The organism is Sphingomonas sp. So64.6b (assembly GCF_014171475.1).
GTDB lineage: Bacteria > Pseudomonadota > Alphaproteobacteria > Sphingomonadales > Sphingomonadaceae > Sphingomonas > Sphingomonas alpina_A.
Genome location: NZ_CP048817.1, coordinates 1,962,310 through 1,981,453 on the forward strand (window position 1 = coordinate 1,962,310; position 19,144 = coordinate 1,981,453).

The following is a 19,144-nucleotide window of genomic DNA, read 5'->3' on the forward strand; positions in this document are numbered from 1 at the left end:
CAATAGCCAGCATTCAACGGCTGGCCGCCTTCTGCTTCTCTTTTGCAGACATGGCGTCCAGCCAAGGAAAGACAAATCAGGATTTCGAATAGCCCGCCCAGCATTCCGATTGGGCGCGGGCGGGCATGCGCGCTTAGCCACGGCATATGGTTGCGCAACTGGCATTGATCGGGTTCGGAGAGGCCGCGACAGCGTTCGCGCCGGGGCTCGATGCTGCGATGATCGCTTATGACATCAAGTCGGATCGCCATCGCCTGGCCAACGTCGCGATGGCCGCGACCAATGCCGAAGCACTTTCAGGTGCAGCCGCCGCGTTATCGCTGGTGACCGCCGACCAGTCGCTCGCCGCTGCCGAGGCTGCTGCATCGCATATCGCCCCGGGCGCCTTCTGGTTCGACATGAACAGCGTGGCGCCCGATACCAAGCGTGCCGCTGCAGCCGCGATCGAGGCGGCCGGCGGGCGGCATGTCGATGTTGCGATCATGTCGCCGGTGCTTCCGCAGCGTGCCGCTGTGCCATTGCTTCTGTCCGGTCCGCATGCCGAGGCAGGGGCGGAATTGCTGCGCAGCATTGGCTTCGGCTCGGTGCGCGTCGTGCCGGGCGAGACCGGGCGTGCTTCTTCGATCAAGATGATCCGGTCGGTGATGGTGAAGGGTATCGAGGCGCTGATCGCCGAATGCGTCATTGCGGCCGATCGGGCCGGCGTCCTGGACGAGGTCATCGCGTCACTCAATGCGAGTTGGCCGGGCGTCGATTGGGCGCAGAAGGCGGACTATAATCTTGACCGCATGATGATCCACGGTCTGCGCCGCGCCGCCGAAATGGAGGAAGTGGTGAAGACGCTCGATACGCTCGGCACGGGTGCGGCGATGACACGCGGCACGGTCGAGCGCCAACGCGCGATCGGGGAATTGGGGCTGACGCCCGAACCGGGGCTCGGCGCCAAGCTGAAAGCCGTCACCCCGGCGAAGGCTGGGGTCTCCACGTTACAAAGCGCGCCCACGCGGCAAAAGACCCCAGCTTTCGCTGAGGTGACGGACGTTGGAATGACGGAGAGTGCGAAATGACCATGATCATCGATTGCCATGGCCATTACACCACCGCGCCGCCGCAGCATGATGCCTGGCGCGATGCGCAAAAGGCTGCGTTCAAGTCAGGCGAAACGCCACCGCCCTACCCCGCCATCTCCGACGACGAGATCCGCGAGACGATCGAGACCAACCAGCTCAAGCTCCTCAAGGAGCGCGGCGCGGACATGACGATTTTCTCACCGCGCGCCTCGACCATGGCGCACCATGTCGGCGATGAGGCCGTGTCCAAACAATGGGCGCGCGTCTCGAACGATCTGATCGCGCGGGTGTGCGCGCTCTACCCCGACACCTTCGCCGGCGTGTGCATGTTGCCGCAATCGCCCAAGGCCGATCTGCAAGGGTCGATCGAAGAGCTGGAACGGTGCGTTACCGAACTCGCCTTTATCGGCTGCAATCTCAACCCCGATCCCGGCGGCGGGCATTTCGCGTTTCCGGCGCTGACCGACCGCTATTGGTATCCATTCTACGAGAAGATGGTCGAGCTCGACGTGCCGGCAATGATCCATGTCTCGGGATCGTGCAATCCGGCGCTGCACGCGACCGGCGCCTTCTACATCGCCGCCGATACGATCGCCTTCATGCAGCTGATCCAGGGCGATCTGTTCAAGGACTTCCCGGCGCTTCGCTTCATCATCCCGCATGGCGGCGGCGCGGTGCCCTATCATTGGGGGCGCTATCGCGGTTTGGCCGACATGCTCAAGCAGCCGAGCCTCGACACGCATGTGATGAACAATGTCTATTTCGACACCTGCGTCTATCATCAGCCCGGCGTGGACCTGCTGGCCAAGGTGATCGACACCAAGAACATCTTGTTCGGCAGCGAGATGGTCGGCGCGGTGCGCGGCATCGACCCGCAGACCGGGCAATATTTCGACGACACCAAACGCTATGTCGACGCGCTGCCGGTCAGCGACGCGGACAAGCACGCGATCTTCGAAGGCAATGCGCGCCGCGTGTTTCCACGCCTTGATCTCAAATTGAAGGAACGCGGATTGTGACCGAAGCACGCGACATTCACGCCTATCTCGCCGAATTCGACGATATTCCCGGTACCCGCGTTTTCACGGCGGCGCGGGCGCGACAGGGCTATCACCTCAACCAGTTCGCGATGAGCCTGATGAAGGCCGAAAATCGCGAGCGCTGGAAGGCCGATGAACGCACATATCTCGACGGGTGGAAGCTCAGCGAAGAACAGAAACAGGCGGTGCTCGACCGCGATTACAATCGCCTGCTCGACCTCGGCGGCAACATCTATTTCCTCGCCAAGGTCTTCTCGACCGACGGGCAGAGCTTTCTCCAAGCGGTCAGCACCATGTCGGGCATGAGCCTGGAAGATTATTCGGCGATGATGATCGCCGGCGGCCGCTCGCCCGAAGGCGTGCGCTCCATAAAAGGGAAGAATTGAAATGGCGCGTATCACCGCCGGCGTGGCGACCAGCCATATCCCCGCGCTTGGCGCGGCGGTCGATCTCGGCAAAACGGGCGAGGATTATTGGAAGCCCGCCTTTGCCGGATATGACTGGACCAAGGAATGGGAAAAGGCTGCCAAGCCCGATGTCGTGATCCTGGTCTATAACGACCATGCATCAGCCTTCGACATGAAGATCATCCCGACCTTCGCGATCGGCTGCGGCGAGGAATACAAGCCTGCCGATGAAGGCTGGGGGCCGCGTAAGGTACCGACGGTGATCGGTCATCCAGACCTCGCCTGGCATATCGCGCAGAGCCTGATCCTCGACGAATTCGACATGACGATCATCAATGAGATGGACGTCGATCATGGCCTGACAGTGCCGCTGACGATGATGTTCGGCCAGCCTGAGGCATGGCCGTGCAAGGTGATCCCGCTCGCGGTCAATGTCGTCACCTATCCCCCGCCGTCGGGCAATCGCTGCTGGGCGCTCGGCGAGGCGATCGCCCGCGCGGTGGCAAGTTTTCCCGAAGATCTCAACGTGCAGGTCTGGGGCACCGGCGGGATGAGTCATCAGCTCCAGGGGCCACGCGCCGGGCTGATCAACCGGGAATGGGACAACAGGTTTCTCGACGGGCTGATCGGCGATTCCGACGCGCTGCGCCGTATCGAGCATATCGAATATCTACGCGAAACGGGCAGCGAGGGGATCGAGATGGTGATGTGGCTGGTCATGCGCGGCGCGCTTGGGAAAGCCACGAAACTGTTGCACCGGCATTATCATGTGCCCGCCAGCAACACGGCGGTCGGGCACATCGTGCTGGAGCCGGTTTGAACACTGCCCCTCTCCCGACTTCGGCTACGCCTCGTCTGCCCTCTCCCCGGAGGGGAGAGGGCTAAGAAAGGATAAGACATGAAAATCGCCCTGGCCGGTGCCGGCGCCTTTGGTGAAAAGCATCTCGACGGCCTCAAACTGATCGACGGCGTCGAAGTCGTGTCGCTGGTCGGGCGTCGCCTTGAAGCCACTCAGGCGATCGCTGACAAATATGGCATCGGCCATGCGACGACCGATCTCGCCGACAGCCTCGCGCGCGACGATGTCGACGCGGTGATCCTGTGCACCCCGACACAGATGCATGCCGATCAGGCGATTCAGTGCATGAATGCGGGCAAGCACGTCCAGGTCGAGATTCCACTCGCCGACAGCCTGGCCGACGCCGAGGCAGTACTCGCCAAACAGCAGGAGACCGGCCTGACCTGCATGGTCGGCCATACGCGGCGCTTCAATCCCAGCCATCAATATATCCACAACCGGATCAAGGCGGGCGAGTTCAATGTCCGGCAGATGGACGTGCAGACCTATTTCTTCCGCCGCCAGAACATGAACGCCAAAGGTGAGGCACGCAGCTGGACCGATCATCTGCTGTGGCATCACGCAGCGCACACCGTCGATCTGTTCGCCTATCAGGCCGGGCCGATCGTCAAGGCCAACGCGATCGAGGGGCCGATCCATCCCGAGCTGGGCATTGCGATGGACATGTCGATCCAGTTGAAGGCGGAAAGCGGCGCGATCTGCACGCTCTCGCTCAGCTTCAACAATGACGGGCCGCTCGGCACCTTCTTTCGCTATATCGGCGACAGCGCGACTTATGTCGCGCGCTACGACGATCTGTTCACCGGCAAGGAAGAGACGATCGACGTGTCGCATGTCGCTGTATCGATGAACGGTATCGAACTGCAGGACCGCGAGTTCATCGCCGCGATCCGCGAGGGCCGCGAGCCCAACAGTTCGGTCGCGCAAGTCCTGCCCTGTTATCGGGTGCTCGACGCGCTCGAGCGGCAACTCGCCGGTTGACCGACACCGCATCCGTCAAGCGAGATCTGGAGGCTCTGGAGAAAATTCAGGCCGATCTTGCCGCGCTCGCAAAGCGCACGGATGACGGACGCCGTCATGAACTGATCCAGCACCGCCGTCTGCTGTCGACGCAGATCGCGGTGCTCGGTGAGCTCTGCGAACCTTTGTTCGAGGCGGGGTCGGAGGATCATCGTCAATTCCGCCAATATTATTCGAAGATGCGCTCAGCCACCGCATTGCATCAGGCCGAGTGGCCTGCTGTGCGATTGGGCGAATTCGACGAGGGGTATCGTCGTTCGGCAAGCGGTGTGCACGCCGCCAATCAGGCCTTTGTCACATGGCTTCGCCAGAAACTCGAATCGCTGTAGCGCGATGCAGACAGCGCCGCGCAATCCGCAATTCAGGACGCGCAACTTGCAAACCTTCTGCAGCGCGAATATCATCCAGTAAGCGAAGGGTTCATATATATGAAGCTTTAACATACGCGCTCATCACGACGCCGTTGAACTGGAAGACGCAAAAACCATGACAATCGCCACCAGCCATGTCGGCAGCCTTCCGCGCGGCCCCGAATTGACCCCTTTGCTCCTCGCCCGCGATGCTGGCGAACCCTATGACGCCGAGGCCTTCGATACGGTTGTGCAAACGGCGGTCGATGCGGCGGTGGCGGCGCAGGTCGATGCCGGAGTCACGGTGGTCAGCGACGGCGAACTCGGCAAGGTCGGTTATTCGACCTATATCATCGAGCGGCTCGAAGGATTTGGCGGGAACAGTCCGCGCAAGCCCGCGCTCGACCTTGCGCCCCTACCTGAATTGCGCACCAAGCTGGCGGCAATCATGGGCGCGCAGGAGTTCACGCGAGCCTCGTGCATCGCGCCGGTCAAGCTGGTGAATTTGCAACCGCTGCATGACGATATCCGCCGCTTCCGCACCGCGCTCGACCGGCACGGCAAGGGGACGCGCGCGTTCCTCAACGCGGCGTCGCCGGGGCTGATCACCGCGTTTCAGGCCAACGCCTATTACCCCACCCATGAGGCCTATCTGACCGACCTGGTCGAGGCGATGCGGCCCGAATATGAGGCGATCGCGGCGGCCGGGTTCGAGCTGCAACTCGACTGCCCAGACCTCGCCATGTCGCGGCACACCGGGTATCAGGACATGGATGAGGCCGAGTTCCTCCGCACGATCGAAGCAAATGTCGACGCGCTGAACGCGGCCACCGCCAATATCCCGGCGGGCCAGATGCGGATGCATATCTGCTGGGGCAATTATGAAGGCCCGCACGATCACGACATCCCGCTCGAGCGGATTATCGACATCGTGCTGAAGGCGCGGCCATCGACCATCCTGTTCGAGGCGGCCAATCCGCGCCACGAGCATGAGTGGAAGGTGTGGCGCGACGCGAAACTGCCCGACGACAAGATCCTGGCGCCGGGGCTGATCGACACCTGTTCCAACTATGTCGAGCATCCCGAACTGATCGCGCAGCGCATTGAGCGTTTTGCCGGAATCGTCGGCACCGACCGGGTGGTGGCGAGCACCGATTGCGGCTTCGGCACCTTTGCCGGCTATGGCAAGATCGACCCTGCCGTCACCTGGAAAAAACTGCGCGCATTGCGCGAAGGCGCCGACATCGCGGCGGCCCGCCTCGGCTGATATACCGGCGACGCCGGAGCGGCCGTTCAGCCTCTCCATAGCGTCACGCATAGGACGTTTTGCACGGCGGGACCTTGCCAAACCTGCTTTGCCGCGATAGATGAATTCAGATAAGCGAATATTTCGCATATTTGAATTTGGAGAGCGCTTTTGGTTGATTGGAGAACCTCCGGATGCGCTCGGCACGCGCGACAGGACCTCCGATGACGGCCCGCGGCCTCAACCTCGAACCGCTTGTGCGCGTCGAGGGGCCGACCATGCGCGATGCCGTGATGCAGGCTGCGCGGAACCCGACCCGCAGCTTCTCGTGATCATCCAACCGGAATGACAAGAAAGCCAGGCACTGACCTGGCGGTTTCAGGGAGAGACAAGATGAAGACGATTCTGATGACGACCGCGGCCCTTCTGGCTTCGACCAGTGCCTATGCCCAAACCGCGCCGGTCGTGCAGGAGGCCACACCGCAAGTCGATGCCGCGAGCGATGAGGGACCCGACATCATCGTGACCGCGCAGAAGCGCAACCAGTCGCTGCAGGACGTGAGCGCGGCGGTGAGCGCGATCGGTGCCGACCGGCTGCAGACCGCCCAGATCAACAATATCCAGGACTTGCAGTCGATCGTTCCGGCGGTCAATTTCGGCAGCGATTTCAACCAGGCCAAGATCTTCATCCGCGGCGTCGGCGCCAACACCTCGACCACCGGCAGCGCCACCGGCGTCGCTTTCCATGTCGATGGCGCCTATGTCGCACGCGCCGAGGCACAGCTTACTTCGCTGTTCGACGTCGAGCGGGTCGAAGTGCTGCGCGGGCCGCAGGGTGCGCTGTACGGTCGCAACGCGGTGGGCGGTTCGATCAACCTGATCACCGCCAAGCCGAGCGACACGTTCGAAGGCTATGCCCGGCTCACTTATGGCAATTACAACGCGATCACCGGCGAGGTCGCAATCGGCGGTCCAATCACTAATGGCGTGAGCTTCCGCGTCGCCGCCAAGACCGAGGACCGCGACGGCTACGGCATGAACCCGGTCAGCGGACGCGATATCGACGACCTCAACCGCCGCATGGGCCGGGTCCAGCTGCTGTTCGATCTTGCCCCCAAGACGACATTGCTGCTGAGCGGCGAATATTTCCGCCAGGACGATTCATCGGGCGCGATCCATTATCTGCGCGCCTCCTTCCCCGGTGTGGCACGGCTCGCCCCGCTCGGCGTCGGCGGCTATGCGACCAATCCTCGCGACCTGGCGACGGAATCGAGCCCCGGCACCAAATCCGAAACCTATTCCTTCACCGGCACCTTCCATACCGATCTGACCGACACACTCGGCATCACCAACATCACCAATTACCGCCGTTTCCGCACCTCGCTGTTCCAGGATCTCGATCTGTCGGCGGTGGTCGACAGCCTGCCCACCAATGGCCAGGCGACGACGGTGCAGGAACGCCGGATCGATTCAAAGCAGTTCAGCAACGAATTCCAGATCAACTATAATTCCGACCTGATGAACGCGGTGGTGGGGCTGTTCTACTTCAACGAGCGGCAGCGCCCGATCGACAATGTGGGTTTAAGCAACCGCAACGGCATGTTCCAGAATATCGCAGTGCTGCAAGCGGCCGGCGTCGACCTCAACACCGCCTATGCGCTGTGCGGCTATTCGCCGGGCACGGTCTCGGGCGGCTCGACCGTTATCGCCCCGAAGCGCGTCTGCACGCATTCGAATCTCGGCGACGAGACCTTCGCGATCTTCGGCCAGACCGAGATCAAGCTCGGCGCGATCGCCGATGCACTGAGCGGCGTGACGATCAAGCTTGGCGGCCGCTGGTCGAGCGAGCATGTCGATTCGGAAAACCCGGCGATCATCATCACGCGCAACGGCCTTGGGCCAGTACTGCAATATACCGCCGCCGGCACTCATCGCGAGCGGACCTTCAAGGACTTCACGCCGACCGCCGGGCTCGAATGGAAGCCGAACGACGATCTGCTGCTTTATTATACCTATTCGGAAGGGTTCAAAGCGGGCTCGCCCGAGAACGCCGCGGGCAGCACCACGATCGTCAATCCGGAGACCATCGCCAATCACGAAATCGGCATCAAGGCGTCCGTGGCGCGCTGGCTGACGGTCAATCTGGCGGGCTATAGCTATACGCTGGACGGCCTGCAGTTGAACAAGACGATCGCTGGCGGCCCGAGCGGCTATACGACGATCTTCCAGAACGCCGCCAAGACCCGCGCCAAAGGTTTCGAGCTGGAGGTCAATGCGCGGCCGGTACAGGGGCTCTCGCTTTCAGGCGCGGTTTCCTACACCGACTCGCACTTCGTCGATTATCTGACACTCGATCCGCTGAACCCGGCAAACGTCGCCACACCCGGCAGCCCGGCCTATGACCCGATCACCAACCCCAGCCCCACCGCATTCGGCGCACCCGGCGGCGGGCCGATCCAGCTCGCCGGCAACCCGACGCGCAACAGCCCGCGCTGGTCGTGGAACATGCACGCCGCCTATGAGGTCGATGTGCCGAGCCTGAACGGGTCGATCACGCCGTCGATCGATGTGTCGTATAAGGGCAAGACCTATTTCAGCGAGTTCAAGCGCGATATCGAAAGCGCCAATGCCTATGCTCTGGTCGACGCGTCGCTAAACTATCAACTCGACGGCAAGAAGATCAATTTCCAGATCTGGGTCAAGAACCTGACCGACAAGTTCCGGCCATCGAGCACTTTCGCGCTCGCCACCGGACGCCTGATCGGTGCGACCTGGTTGCCGCCGCGGACCTTCGGCGCGACGCTGGGTTACAAGTTCTAGAAGGAACCGAAAATGAGCACCGCCGCGCGCGACAGGCTGGGGTACGACCTGGCAGACCTGGACGATATTCCGGGGACGACGATCTTCACCACGGCCAGCTCGCGGCGGGCCTATCAGCTGCACCGCTTCTGCATGTCGTTGATGAAGGCGGATAATCGTGCCGCCTTCAAGGCCGATGAGGGCGCCTGGCTCGACCGGTTCGGCATGACCGCCGAACAGCGTCAGGGCGTGCTCGATCGCGACTTCAACGCGCTGATCGCGACCGGCGGAAACATCTATTTCCTGGTCAAGATCTCCAACACGGATGGCTGGAGCGTACAGAAGGCGGTCGGCACGATGGCGGGGATGAGCGCCGAGGAATATGGCGCGATGATGCTCGCCGGCGGCCGGTCGCCCGCAGGCAATCGATCGATCAAGGGAGGCTATTGAGATGGCGCGGATCACGGCAGGCGTCGGCACCAGCCATGTCCCGGCGATCGGTGCGGCGATCGACCTCGGCAAGACCGAAGATGCCTATTGGGCACCGCTCTTCGCCGGTTATGAATGGAGCCGCGCCTGGGAACGCGACGCACGGCCGGACGTCGTCATCCTGGTCTTCAACGACCATGCGACCAGCCTGATGCTGGAAGTCGTGCCGACCTTCGCGATCGGCTGCGCCGACAGCTACACGCCCGCCGATGAAGGCTGGGGCGCGCGCCCGGTGCCGGTGGTCGAGGGGCATGCCGAACTCTCCGCGCATATCGCGCAAAGCCTGATCATCGACGAATTCGACATGACCATTCTCAACGAGATGGAAGTCGATCACGGCATGACCGTGCCGCTCTCCTTGCTGTTCGGCGAGGTCGATCGCTGGCCGGTGCGGGTCGTGCCGATCATGGTCAATGTGACCCAGTTTCCGCCGCCCTCGGGAGATCGCTGCTGGCGGCTGGGCGAAGCGATCGCCCGCGCGGTAGAGAGCTTTCCGGAGGATTTAAACGTCCAGATCTGGGGTACGGGCGGCATGAGTCACCAACTGCAGGGTCCCCGCGCCGGCCTGATCAATCAGGAATTCGATCGAGACTTTCTCGAAAAACTCAGCGCCGATCCGCAAGCGCTGCGCACGATCACCCATTATGATTATCTGCGCGAGGCAGGGTCGGAGGGAATCGAGCTGATCATGTGGCTGATCATGCGCGGCGCGCTCGGCCCCGACATCGCCGAGCGTCATCGCTTCTATCATGTGCCGGCGTCCAATACGGCGGTCGGACATGTCGTGCTGGAGGCGGCATGAGCGACACGCCGACCGATCAGGAACGGCGCGCGATCGAAGGAGAGTGCGCCCGGCTCGTCAATCGCTATGCCAATCTCAACGATGCGGGCGATTGGGATGCGGTGGCCGCCCTCTATGCGGCGGACGGGTCGATGACTCGCCCGACCGCGCCCGACCAGCCAATCGTCGGGCGCGAGGCGATCCTCGCCGCTTTCCTCGCCCGGCCGTCACGCACCACGCGCCACATCTGCGCCAATATCGTGATCGATGTCGAAAGCCCGACCATGGCGCGCGGCGAGAGCGCGATGCTGTTGTTCACCGGCGCGGCGGCGCCGCTGGTCGGATCGTTTCACGACCGCTTCGTGCTGACGACGGATGGATGGCGCTTCGCCGAACGGCGCGGTTCGATCCTGTTCGCGCCCTGACCTTCCCTCGCTCCACTGACGAGGTATAAGCCGACATGGCCGACACACTCCCACCCGCGACCGTCAAATCGGCGATGCGCACACTCGACATCATCGAATATGTCGTCTCGCGCGGCCGCCCCCTGGTGGCGCAGGAGATTTCGGGAGCGCTCGGCATTCCCGTTTCCAGCCTTTCCTATCTGCTCGGCACACTGGTCGAGCGCGGTTATCTCGCACGCGCGGGCCGGCGTTACGCCACTGGACCCGGGCTCGAGCGTCTCCAGACTCACGCCCCCGCCTTCACGCTGGCCGAGACGGTCGCGCCATTGGTGCGGACGCTGCGCATCCAGCTCAACGAAACAGTGTCCTTTTTCGTTCGCCGCGGCTGGGAGGTCGAAGCGCTGGTGACCGAGACGAGCGAACAGGCGTTGCGCTATGCGGTGCAGACCGGCAGCCACACGCCGCTCCACGGCTTCTCCGCCGGCAAGGCGCTGCTCGCCGCGATGGACGATGCCGAACTCGACCTGTATTTCGCCGAGACCGAGCGCGTCGCCTTTACCCCGACGACAATCATAGCCGAACCTGCGATCCGCGCGGAAATCGCCGAAATCCGGCGGACCGGCATTGCCCGTACGCGCGAGGAGCACACGCCCGGAATCCATGGCATGGGTCGCGTCGCGCGGATCGACGGCGAAGTGGTCGGCGCGTTCAGCGTGGCGATTCCAGCGGTGCGGTTCAACGAGGAGATCGAGCAGCGTGCGGCTCATCTGCTCGAGCGCGCAGGCGATTTACTCGGCTCGGATTGAACCGCGGGTTCGCGCTGAACGCAGCGCCCTATCATCCTCGACCCGGCTGGTGGTTGTTTTCCAGTCATGAGAAAGAGCGCGGCGGCGATGATGAAGCCGCCGTTCGGAGGATGGCGTAGCCGCCAGACAGGCCGGATTGAATCGGTGGACTATTGCGTTCCGAACGGCTGCATTTCGAGTCCTGCCGGGGTCGAGATTCCCGCAACTACGGGTATTTCCGCAGGCAAATGTTTTTTCGAGTGTTTCACGGGAATCCACGGGAAAATCTGCGGGAAATTCGACGCGCCTGTACGGGAATTTTGCGAGATACTGCGGGAATGTCGGGAATTGCTGGTGTGAGTCATGGCCTGCCTGGTTCCGGTCTGCTCGATTCAATTGCTTCGGCGCACGCAATCTACCGACGATGTGAAAACACCCGCGCCGACACAGACTATGACGATGCCGGATATATTACTGAATCGAACCCGGATGCGCTCCTTCACCAGATCGATGTGCCGTTAACCGCAGATCGGACGGTTGCGCATAGCTGTCGAGACAGGGCCGACTCACGGTGGTTTAACCAGCACTTGACCAATGAAACAACGTAACATAGCGACGATCGCCGCGGCATGGCGTCGCGGCAATGCCTGGAAGGCGCGTGATACCTACGAGCGAACACTCTGCATGACGGCCCGGGAGCGGCCTGTTCGCCCTTCACGCCGTGCTGCCGCTCAGACGGCTACAGCCTGGCGCGCGGTTGTATTCGCCGTTCTTGCGCTGTTCGGATGGCAGAGCGTCGTCCTCCAATCCCATGTGCATCTCGCGCCGAAGATCCTTGAGCGCGCAACCGATCAGCACCCTGTCGCGACGCAACTCATGTCGGGACACCATGAGAATGGCGACCCGGCCGATTGCCCGATCTGTCGCGACATCGATGATGCGGGGCAGTATCTTACACCATCTTCGATTGCCATTGACCGGCATATCGTCGTGCCGACCTGGACATCGGCACTACTCATGTTGCTGGTCCTCGACCGGCAACGCTCACACAGCTGGCAAAGCCGCGCGCCCCCGACTCTCCCCGAATCCTGAAGCATAACAGACGGGCGCGATCACGCGTCCGGTTCAGCGGGTCCGCCTCGGCGGACTCGCAGCCAAGGTCGTGGAGTTTTACAGTGAAGTATCTTTTCCTTCTGGGCGCGGCGTCTGCCGCGCTCGTGCCGGCTGCTGCACAAGCGCAGCAGGCAGCCCCCGCAACGCCGCCGGCGGTTTCCTCCGATACCGATCAGCAAACGGATCAGCGTGGCGATCAGCACGCCGATCAGCATGGGGACGTCATCGTCACCGCACTGCCGTTCGGGGCCGAGACCCCTACCATCGCCTCGCGCGTCAATCGCAATGACATCCTCACAAGCGGCGGCTCCAGTATCGCCGATGCGCTTGCCAATGTGCCCGGCATCTCCGCCACCGGCTTTGCGCCCGGCGCGAGCCGCCCGATCATCCGCGGGCAGGATGCGACGCGCGTGCGCGTCCTGGAAAACGGCAGCAGCAGCTCCGACGTGTCGGACATCGGCCCGGATCACGGCATGCCGATCGACCCGCTCTCGGCCCGCAGCATCGAAGTCGTGCGTGGCGCGGCAGCCCTGCGCTATGGCAGCCAGGCGATCGGCGGCGTGGTGAACGTGGTCAACAATCGCGTGCCGATGACGCTACCGACGCGTGACCTTTCGGGCGAACTGACCGGGGCATTCGACAGCGTATCCAACACCGGCGAAGGCACAGCGCTGATGGATGGCCGGGCCGGCGACATCGCCGTCCATGCCGACGGGTTCTACCGCGACGCGGGCGACTATGACACGCCACTGGGTCGTCAGGGCAACTCGTTCTTTCGCGGATATGGCGAAACGGTGGGCGCCAGCTATTTCTTCGGTGCGGACAAGGACAGCCATGTCGGTGCGGCGATCGAGCAATACAACGCGAAATACGGCATCCCCAGCGACACCACCTATATCGACATGCGCCAGACCAAGGTGCTGACGCGCGGATCCTTCGCGCTCGGCGGCGGCGCGCTGCAGACGCTCAACGTGGACGGCAGTTATGCCGACTATACGCACGATGAAGACGATCCGGACGGTACCATCCTCACGACCTTTCGTAACAAGGAAGCCGATGGGCATGCCGAACTGGTGTTCGGCGCACTCGGCCCGGTGGCCAATTCGGCACTTGGCGTCGAGATCCAGCATCGCGACTTCCAGGCGCTCGGCGAAGACAGCAGCTACCTGTTTCCGACGACAACCGATACGCAGGCGGCCTATCTGTTCACCGACACGCCGATCGGCGATGCTCTCCATCTCCAGGCGAGTGGCCGCGTCGAGCATGTGCACGTCGCCGGCACCCCCGCCTCCGATGCCTTCACCACACGCGACTATACGCCGCTCAGCGGATCGGTCGGTGCGCTCTACAATATCGGCGCGGCAGTGAAGCTCGGCTTCAACGCCTCGAGTACGGGGCGGGCGCCGGCGATCACCGAACTGTTCGCGCGGGGCGGTCACGATGGCCCGAATACGTTCGAAACCGGCGATCCGACCCTCAAGATCGAGCGATCGAACTCACTCGAAGCGACGCTGCGTGTGAACACCAGCCGTTTCAGCTTCGAAGGCAGCCTCTACAGTTCGTGGTTCAAAAACTATATCTTCGGCCAGCTCACCGGTCGCTCCTGTGACGATGACGGGGTTTGTGCCGATGGCGACAGTGGTGAATTGCGCGAACTCAATTATCGCCAACAGGGCGCCTGGTTCCGCGGGGTCGAAGCGCAAGCGCATTTCGACATCGTCAAGACCGACACGACCCGCTTCGCGATCCGCGCGCTGGCCGATTATACGCGTGCGACGCTCGACGGCGATGGCAATGTACCCCGTATTCCGCCCTATCGCGCCGGTGGCGGGTTCGATTATCAAAGCCCTAAGATCGATGCGGGCGTGCTGTTCGTTCATTCCGGGCGGCAGGACAAGTATGGCGCATTCGATACGCCGACGCCGGGATACAACCAGCTGACCGCGCAGATCAGCCTGCGTCCCTTGTCGGCTCATCCGGGTGTCCAACTCTCGCTGGTCGGCCAGAACCTGACCAATGACATTCAGCGCAACGCCGCCGCGCTGAACCGGGACGATGTCGTCTTGCCGGGCCGTAATATTCGCCTGGTACTGAAACTGGCGACCTTCTGACCGGCATGTGCTGCCGTCGCACGATCGAAATGCGACGGCAGCACGGCCATCATCCCGCAACCAGGTTCGACAATGCTGCCCGGCGCTGATCAGCGTAGGGCCCGTCCGATCCCATTATCTGGTGATGATACGATGGCATATCAGGAACGTCACAAGGTCGCGGAACGGGCACTGCCGCGCAAGCGAGCGCCGATTTGCCCGGGACCGGTGCTGGACGAAGCGATCATGGATGTCCTGTCGCAGTCCGATCTACCGCTCAGCGCGTATGACGTGGCGGATCGCCTGCGCCAGCGGGGCCGGTCGATAATGACCGCGTCAGTCTATCGATCGCTCGCCCGGCTTCGCGTTTCGCAACAGATCGAGCGCGTCGAAACGCTTTCGAGCTTTCGAGTAAAGGACACGCCAAAAGCGGCCATCATGATCTGTTCGCATTGCGGGCGCGTACAGCCACTCGCAGGCGGCATGCTGCACGATGCTTTTAGAGACTTGCTCGCCGAAGTGGGCTTTGTTGCGGATCACGCCGCAATCGAAGCGACGGGCACCTGCCGTGACTGTCTCGAGACGGATATGTCGGGCTAGCCGTCGTATCCGTTAGCCGGGTGGAGAGAAGCACCGAAGCGCTTCCCTCCCCCTGGCCGGTCAGGCCGGCTGGCGGCTCCGCCAGCTATCGGCATAGCTGTCGCGCGCGACTTCCGAATAAGGCACCGAAGCCACGGTTGCGCGGATCTCTGTCTGCACATGCGCTTCGACCGTCGGCTTGCGCGTGCCGCCGTTCGGCTCGCCCCAGAGCAGGGTGACTTGCGTGCCCGGCGTCGCATATTCGGCGTCGAGCATCGCAAGGGTCAGCATCTTGCCCTCGTTGGAACTGTAGCCGATCCAGGTCGAGATGCCGACGATCTTCCCGTCGACCAGCACCGAATCATAGGGGTGCATGGAGTAGACCGCCGAGGGGAATTCCATATACTTGGCGCGGTCGCCCTTTTGCAGTGCCGAGCTGATCACGCGCAGTGCGTCCTCGGTATCCAGCGCGAGCGTCACCTTGGTACGATGCGGCTGGCCGGCCATGCGCTCCAGCGCCTCGCGGCCGATGAAATCATGGTCGAACTTCACGAACAGGCCATAACCCAGATCCCAGGGCGTGAGATAATAACCCTCGACGCTGTCGGGAACGAAGCTGCCGCCGATCGATGCCTTGGCTTCATAGCTGTTGGCGGTCAGCCATTCGCGATAGGGCTTGAGCGCTTCACCGGTGTAAATCGCCGGCAGGGGCGACGGGATCCAGCCCGATTCCAGCGTGTTCGACGAATAGGTCCGTCCGCCGACCAGCGACAGGCCGAAATCCTTACCTGCCGCAATCAGCGCCTGACGCACCGTCTCGCCATCCGCCCAGGGGCCGAACAATTCATAACCGGGCTGGCCCGCCATGCCGTGACGCAGCGCGCGCACCTGTTTTCCGGCGATGGTGATCGTGGTCATGTGGAAGAATTTCAGGTCGGGCGGGGTCTGGCCCATCGCCTTTTCCAGCGTCTTCATCGCATTCGGGCCCTGCAGCTGGAAGCGATAGGATTTGCGGTTCTCCGGGTCCGGGCGAACGGCGGTGCGCTCGTCACGTTCGACGGTCACATTCCAGTCGCCGGCCTGGGCATGATATTCGATCCACTCTATCACCGGCGCGCGGCCGACCAGATTGAAGCGGTTCTCCTCAAGATAGAACAGGATCACGTCGCCGATGACATAGCCGTCGGGCGTAACCGGCACGAACTGTTTGGCGCGGTCGGGCACGAAACCCTTGAAGCTGTTGACGCCGAGATGGTTGAGCATCGCGAACGCATCCGGCCCCGACACTTCGAGATCGACCATATGATAGGATTGGTTGAACAGCACGCAGGTCTTGGCCCAGGCCTGTTGCTCGCTGCGCCAGTTGGAATATTCGGCCGGGACGCCGGGATAGGCATTGGGTCCGGTCTGCTGGTTGCGCAGCAGCTCGACGATGTCGCCACTGTCCGCCAGCAGGCTTTGCAGGTTCTTGTCGGTCATTTCTTCTTCTCCTGTCAGTTGGGTCAATAAGGGTTCGGCAGCGACAGCCATTCGGCGATCGCGTCGTTCAGTTGTTCGGGCGCCTCGGCGGGCAGCATATGGCCGGCTCCGCTGACGATCGTCAGCCGGGCAGCGGCAATCGCCGCCGCAATGGCCTCGTGCTGGGCCGGCGGGCTCCAGACATCCTCGCTACCGACCGCGACCAGGGTCGGGCAGCGGATCATCGGCAATAAAGTTTCGACCGCCGGCCGTGCCAGCAAAGCGGTGATCTGGCCTGCGAACGCATCGACACCGGCTTCGATGCACATGGTGCGCAGCGATTGCACCAACCGGTCGTCGCCGCGATGGGCCGGTGCGATCATCGGCGGAAGCCAGCGATCGACCAGCGCAGCCGCGCCTTCGCGCCGGCCGAGATCGAGCAAGGCGTGGCGTTTCTCCGCCTCGCCCGGTTGTAGCGAGTGCACGCCGGTGCTGACCAGCGCGAGTCGTTCGACGCGCTCCGGCGCGAGCCGGACAAGCTCGAGCGCGACACGCGCGCCCATTGAGTGGCCGAGCAGCGACATCGGCCCCGGCACAGCGTCGAGGACGATTCGTGCCATGGCCTCAAGGCTTTGCCGCTCACCAAAACCGTCGATCGCAATCGCATCGGGAAAACGCGCCAGCTGCCCCGCGAAGATACGAGAATCGCACAACAATCCCGGCAACAAGACCAGCGGGGCTGGTGCGGACGGGCGCATATAATCTCCATAAATTCGCGTTTCTGAAATATTCTAGTATACGAACAATCTGACATGCGCTAGGGGCTGCGGCGTTAAAAGATCGCTTCTGAAAGCTGCTGAAACGGAGAGACGGATCATGACTGCGAGCAGCGCAATACATCCAGCCTGGGCCCTGGCCGCGCCGGCGGTGATGACCGACGGTTATTCGTTGGAAATGACCGCGAAGGATATCGACGCGCTGCGCGCCGCCGCGCCGCATATCGCGCCCGAAACGCCGATCGCGATCACCTTCCTGCCCGGTGAAAGCATGGATGCGCGCATCGCCGCCGCAGTCACGGTGCGCTCGCTGGGCTTCGAACCGATGCCTCATCTGTCGGCACGGCGCATCGGCTCGCTCGATGAACTCGCCGCGATGGTCGAACGCTCGACCGCCGAGGCGGGTGTCCAGCGCGTGTTCCTGGTCGCGGGCGATCCGCCCATTCCCGCCGGCCCCTTCGCCGATACCATGTCGCTGTTGCGCACCGGCTTGTTCGAACGCAACGGGATCAAGGCGGTCGGGATTGCCGGCCATCCCGATGGCCATCCCGAGATGGACAGCGACGCCTTATGGGCGGTGCTCGCCGAAAAGCGCGTCGAGATCGAATCGCGCGGCATGGCGCCGCTGATCGTCACCCAGTTCGGCTTCGATGCCGCCCCCTTCCTCACCTGGCTGCGCGAGTTGCGCAGCCGCGGGATCGACGCGCCGGTACGGATCGGCGTGCCCGGCCCGGCGGGGATCAAGACGTTGCTACGATATGCTGCGCATTGCGGCGTTGGCGCGTCGGCCAGCGTGATGACGAAATATGGCGTGTCGCTGACGCGGCTGCTCGGCACGGCGGGCCCCGACAAGCTGGTCGATGCGCTGGCACGGGGCATTGGGCCCGAACACGGCGCGGTGCGGCTTCACTTCTACCCCTTTGGCGGCCTGTCGCGCACCGTCGAATGGATTGGCGATTACAGCGCCCGCCACGCGCGCTGAGACACCGAAAACGGCCTAAGGAGGATATTGGGCGTGAATGAGGTTTGTACGCTAACCCTGTCGTGTGACGACCGCCCCGGACTGGTGGCGGCGGTGGCGAGTTTTCTGGCATCGCGCGGCGGCAACATCCTCGACGCGCAACAATTTGACGACCGTCAGACCAACCGCTTCTTCATGCGGATCGTACTGGAACTGACCGATCCCGCAGCGACACTTGATGCGATGCGGGGGGATTTCGCGTCGTTGGCCAGCGAGCATGGCATGGCATGGACGCTGCGCGCGTCGACCGAGCGTCAGCGCGTGCTGTTGATGGTGTCGAAGTTCGACCATTGCCTCGGCGACCTGCTTTATCGCTGGCGGATCGGCGAATTGCCGATGGACGTGGTCGGCATCGTTTCGAACCATCCGCGCAGCGCACTGCACATCTCGATGATTGGCGACATTCCCTATCATCATCTTCCGGTGACGCGCGACACGAAGGCCGAACAGGAAGCGCAGATCAAGCACCTGGTCGACGAGACCGGTGCCGACCTCGTCGTGCTTGCGCGCTATATGCAAATCCTGTCGGACGACCTCGCGGCTTTTTTGTCGGGGCGGTGCATCAATATCCATCACAGCTTCCTGCCCGGCTTCAAGGGCGCCAAGCCCTATCATCAGGCGCATGCGCGCGGGGTGAAGATGATCGGCGCAACCGCCCACTACGTCACCGCCGACCTGGATGAAGGGCCGATCATCGCCCAGGACGTAGAGCCGATCAGCCATGCCGACACGCCGGACGATCTGGTGCGCAAGGGCCGCGACATCGAACGGCGCGTACTGGCGGCGGCGGTCGCTTATCATCTTGAGGACCGGGTTCTGCTGAACGGTTCGCGCACCGTCGTTTTCCGGAACTGACG

The 19,144-nt window shown here is 62.8% G+C and carries 19 protein-coding genes; 17 read left to right on the forward strand and 2 right to left on the reverse strand.

The window, feature by feature from the left end; translation table 11 throughout:
• The first annotated feature begins 146 nt into the window (after positions 1 to 146).
• The 15 genes from G4G27_RS09415 to G4G27_RS09485 all read left to right on the forward strand — a co-directional run bounded on the left by G4G27_RS09415 (position 147) and on the right by G4G27_RS09485 (position 15,053).
• Positions 147 to 1,067 carry an NAD(P)-dependent oxidoreductase gene (locus G4G27_RS09415; RefSeq protein WP_183113080.1) on the forward strand — a complete coding sequence of 307 codons (921 nt, stop codon included), beginning with the start codon at positions 147 to 149 and terminating at the stop codon, positions 1,065 to 1,067.
• Positions 1,064 to 2,089, forward strand: coding sequence for an amidohydrolase family protein (locus G4G27_RS09420; protein ID WP_183113081.1), 1,026 nt, complete (start codon positions 1,064 to 1,066; stop codon positions 2,087 to 2,089). Before G4G27_RS09415 ends, G4G27_RS09420 begins: the two co-directional genes overlap by 4 nt.
• Positions 2,086 to 2,496, forward strand: coding sequence for a protocatechuate 4,5-dioxygenase subunit alpha (ligA, locus tag G4G27_RS09425; protein ID WP_183113082.1), 411 nt, complete (start codon positions 2,086 to 2,088; stop codon positions 2,494 to 2,496). The genes G4G27_RS09420 and ligA (G4G27_RS09425) overlap by 4 nt, the downstream gene beginning before the upstream one ends.
• 1 nt (position 2,497) lies before the next feature.
• Positions 2,498 to 3,337, forward strand: coding sequence for a class III extradiol dioxygenase subunit beta (locus tag G4G27_RS09430; protein WP_183113083.1), 840 nt, complete (start codon positions 2,498 to 2,500; stop codon positions 3,335 to 3,337).
• Between the two features lie 78 nt (positions 3,338 to 3,415).
• Positions 3,416 to 4,357, forward strand: coding sequence for a Gfo/Idh/MocA family oxidoreductase (locus G4G27_RS09435; protein ID WP_183113084.1), 942 nt, complete (start codon positions 3,416 to 3,418; stop codon positions 4,355 to 4,357).
• On the forward strand, positions 4,354 to 4,725 hold the full coding sequence (locus G4G27_RS09440) for a hypothetical protein (protein ID WP_183113085.1): 372 nt from the start codon (positions 4,354 to 4,356) through the stop codon (positions 4,723 to 4,725). Before G4G27_RS09435 ends, G4G27_RS09440 begins: the two co-directional genes overlap by 4 nt.
• A 157-nt stretch (positions 4,726 to 4,882) precedes the next feature.
• A complete protein-coding gene (locus tag G4G27_RS09445) occupies positions 4,883 to 6,013 on the forward strand; it encodes a cobalamin-independent methionine synthase II family protein (RefSeq protein ID WP_183113086.1) in 1,131 nt (376 codons plus the stop codon).
• Positions 6,014 to 6,385: 372 nt separating this feature from the next.
• Positions 6,386 to 8,812 (forward strand): TonB-dependent receptor, encoded by a 2,427-nt coding sequence (locus G4G27_RS09450; protein WP_183113087.1) that lies wholly within the window; start codon positions 6,386 to 6,388, stop codon positions 8,810 to 8,812.
• 12 nt (positions 8,813 to 8,824) lie between these two features.
• A complete protein-coding gene (gene ligA, locus G4G27_RS09455) occupies positions 8,825 to 9,241 on the forward strand; it encodes a protocatechuate 4,5-dioxygenase subunit alpha (protein ID WP_183113088.1) in 417 nt (138 codons plus the stop codon).
• Position 9,242: 1 nt separating this feature from the next.
• Complete coding sequence (locus G4G27_RS09460; protein ID WP_183113089.1) at positions 9,243 to 10,082, forward strand: class III extradiol dioxygenase subunit beta; 840 nt, start codon at positions 9,243 to 9,245, stop codon at positions 10,080 to 10,082.
• Complete coding sequence (locus G4G27_RS09465) at positions 10,079 to 10,486, forward strand: nuclear transport factor 2 family protein (RefSeq protein ID WP_183113090.1); 408 nt, start codon at positions 10,079 to 10,081, stop codon at positions 10,484 to 10,486. The genes G4G27_RS09460 and G4G27_RS09465 overlap by 4 nt, the downstream gene beginning before the upstream one ends.
• A gap of 35 nt (positions 10,487 to 10,521) precedes the next feature.
• Positions 10,522 to 11,271 (forward strand): IclR family transcriptional regulator, encoded by a 750-nt coding sequence (locus G4G27_RS09470; protein ID WP_244624621.1) that lies wholly within the window; start codon positions 10,522 to 10,524, stop codon positions 11,269 to 11,271.
• Between the two features lie 573 nt (positions 11,272 to 11,844).
• Positions 11,845 to 12,342: a hypothetical protein gene (locus G4G27_RS09475; protein ID WP_183113091.1), complete on the forward strand. Its 498-nt coding sequence runs from the start codon at positions 11,845 to 11,847 to the stop codon at positions 12,340 to 12,342.
• An 83-nt stretch (positions 12,343 to 12,425) separates the two neighbouring features.
• Entirely contained in the window at positions 12,426 to 14,474 is a 2,049-nt protein-coding gene (locus tag G4G27_RS09480) for a TonB-dependent receptor (protein WP_183113092.1), read from the forward strand.
• 132 nt (positions 14,475 to 14,606) lie between these two features.
• Entirely contained in the window at positions 14,607 to 15,053 is a 447-nt protein-coding gene (locus tag G4G27_RS09485; protein ID WP_183113093.1) for a transcriptional repressor, read from the forward strand.
• Positions 15,054 to 15,113: 60 nt separating this feature from the next.
• Here G4G27_RS09485 and G4G27_RS09490 read toward each other — a convergent pair whose 3' ends face one another.
• Positions 15,114 to 16,511, reverse strand: a complete 1,398-nt coding sequence (locus G4G27_RS09490; RefSeq protein WP_183113094.1) for an aminomethyl transferase family protein — start codon at positions 16,509 to 16,511, stop codon at positions 15,114 to 15,116.
• A gap of 23 nt (positions 16,512 to 16,534) precedes the next feature.
• Entirely contained in the window at positions 16,535 to 17,248 is a 714-nt protein-coding gene (locus G4G27_RS09495; protein WP_183113095.1) for an alpha/beta hydrolase, read from the reverse strand.
• A gap of 118 nt (positions 17,249 to 17,366) precedes the next feature.
• On the opposite strand from G4G27_RS09495, the gene G4G27_RS09500 reads away from it, so the two are divergent.
• A complete protein-coding gene (locus tag G4G27_RS09500) occupies positions 17,367 to 18,248 on the forward strand; it encodes a methylenetetrahydrofolate reductase (RefSeq protein WP_183113096.1) in 882 nt (293 codons plus the stop codon).
• Between the two features lie 33 nt (positions 18,249 to 18,281).
• A complete protein-coding gene (gene purU / locus G4G27_RS09505) occupies positions 18,282 to 19,142 on the forward strand; it encodes a formyltetrahydrofolate deformylase (protein ID WP_183113097.1) in 861 nt (286 codons plus the stop codon).
• Positions 19,143 to 19,144 lie beyond the last annotated feature (2 nt).

Coding starts and splice junctions, on each gene's coding strand:
- G4G27_RS09415 (WP_183113080.1), top strand. CDS start 147: ATGGTTGCGCAACTGGCATTGATCGGGTTCGGAGAGGCCGCGACAGCG.
- G4G27_RS09420 (WP_183113081.1), top strand. CDS start 1,064: ATGACCATGATCATCGATTGCCATGGCCATTACACCACCGCGCCGCCG.
- G4G27_RS09430 (WP_183113083.1), top strand. CDS start 2,498: ATGGCGCGTATCACCGCCGGCGTGGCGACCAGCCATATCCCCGCGCTT.
- G4G27_RS09435 (WP_183113084.1), top strand. CDS start 3,416: ATGAAAATCGCCCTGGCCGGTGCCGGCGCCTTTGGTGAAAAGCATCTC.
- G4G27_RS09445 (WP_183113086.1), top strand. CDS start 4,883: ATGACAATCGCCACCAGCCATGTCGGCAGCCTTCCGCGCGGCCCCGAA.
- G4G27_RS09450 (WP_183113087.1), top strand. CDS start 6,386: ATGAAGACGATTCTGATGACGACCGCGGCCCTTCTGGCTTCGACCAGT.
- ligA (WP_183113088.1), top strand. CDS start 8,825: ATGAGCACCGCCGCGCGCGACAGGCTGGGGTACGACCTGGCAGACCTG.
- G4G27_RS09460 (WP_183113089.1), top strand. CDS start 9,243: ATGGCGCGGATCACGGCAGGCGTCGGCACCAGCCATGTCCCGGCGATC.
- G4G27_RS09465 (WP_183113090.1), top strand. CDS start 10,079: ATGAGCGACACGCCGACCGATCAGGAACGGCGCGCGATCGAAGGAGAG.
- G4G27_RS09470 (WP_244624621.1), top strand. CDS start 10,522: ATGGCCGACACACTCCCACCCGCGACCGTCAAATCGGCGATGCGCACA.
- G4G27_RS09475 (WP_183113091.1), top strand. CDS start 11,845: ATGAAACAACGTAACATAGCGACGATCGCCGCGGCATGGCGTCGCGGC.
- G4G27_RS09485 (WP_183113093.1), top strand. CDS start 14,607: ATGGCATATCAGGAACGTCACAAGGTCGCGGAACGGGCACTGCCGCGC.
- G4G27_RS09490 (WP_183113094.1), bottom strand. CDS start 16,511: ATGACCGACAAGAACCTGCAAAGCCTGCTGGCGGACAGTGGCGACATC.
- G4G27_RS09495 (WP_183113095.1), bottom strand. CDS start 17,248: ATGCGCCCGTCCGCACCAGCCCCGCTGGTCTTGTTGCCGGGATTGTTG.
- G4G27_RS09500 (WP_183113096.1), top strand. CDS start 17,367: ATGACTGCGAGCAGCGCAATACATCCAGCCTGGGCCCTGGCCGCGCCG.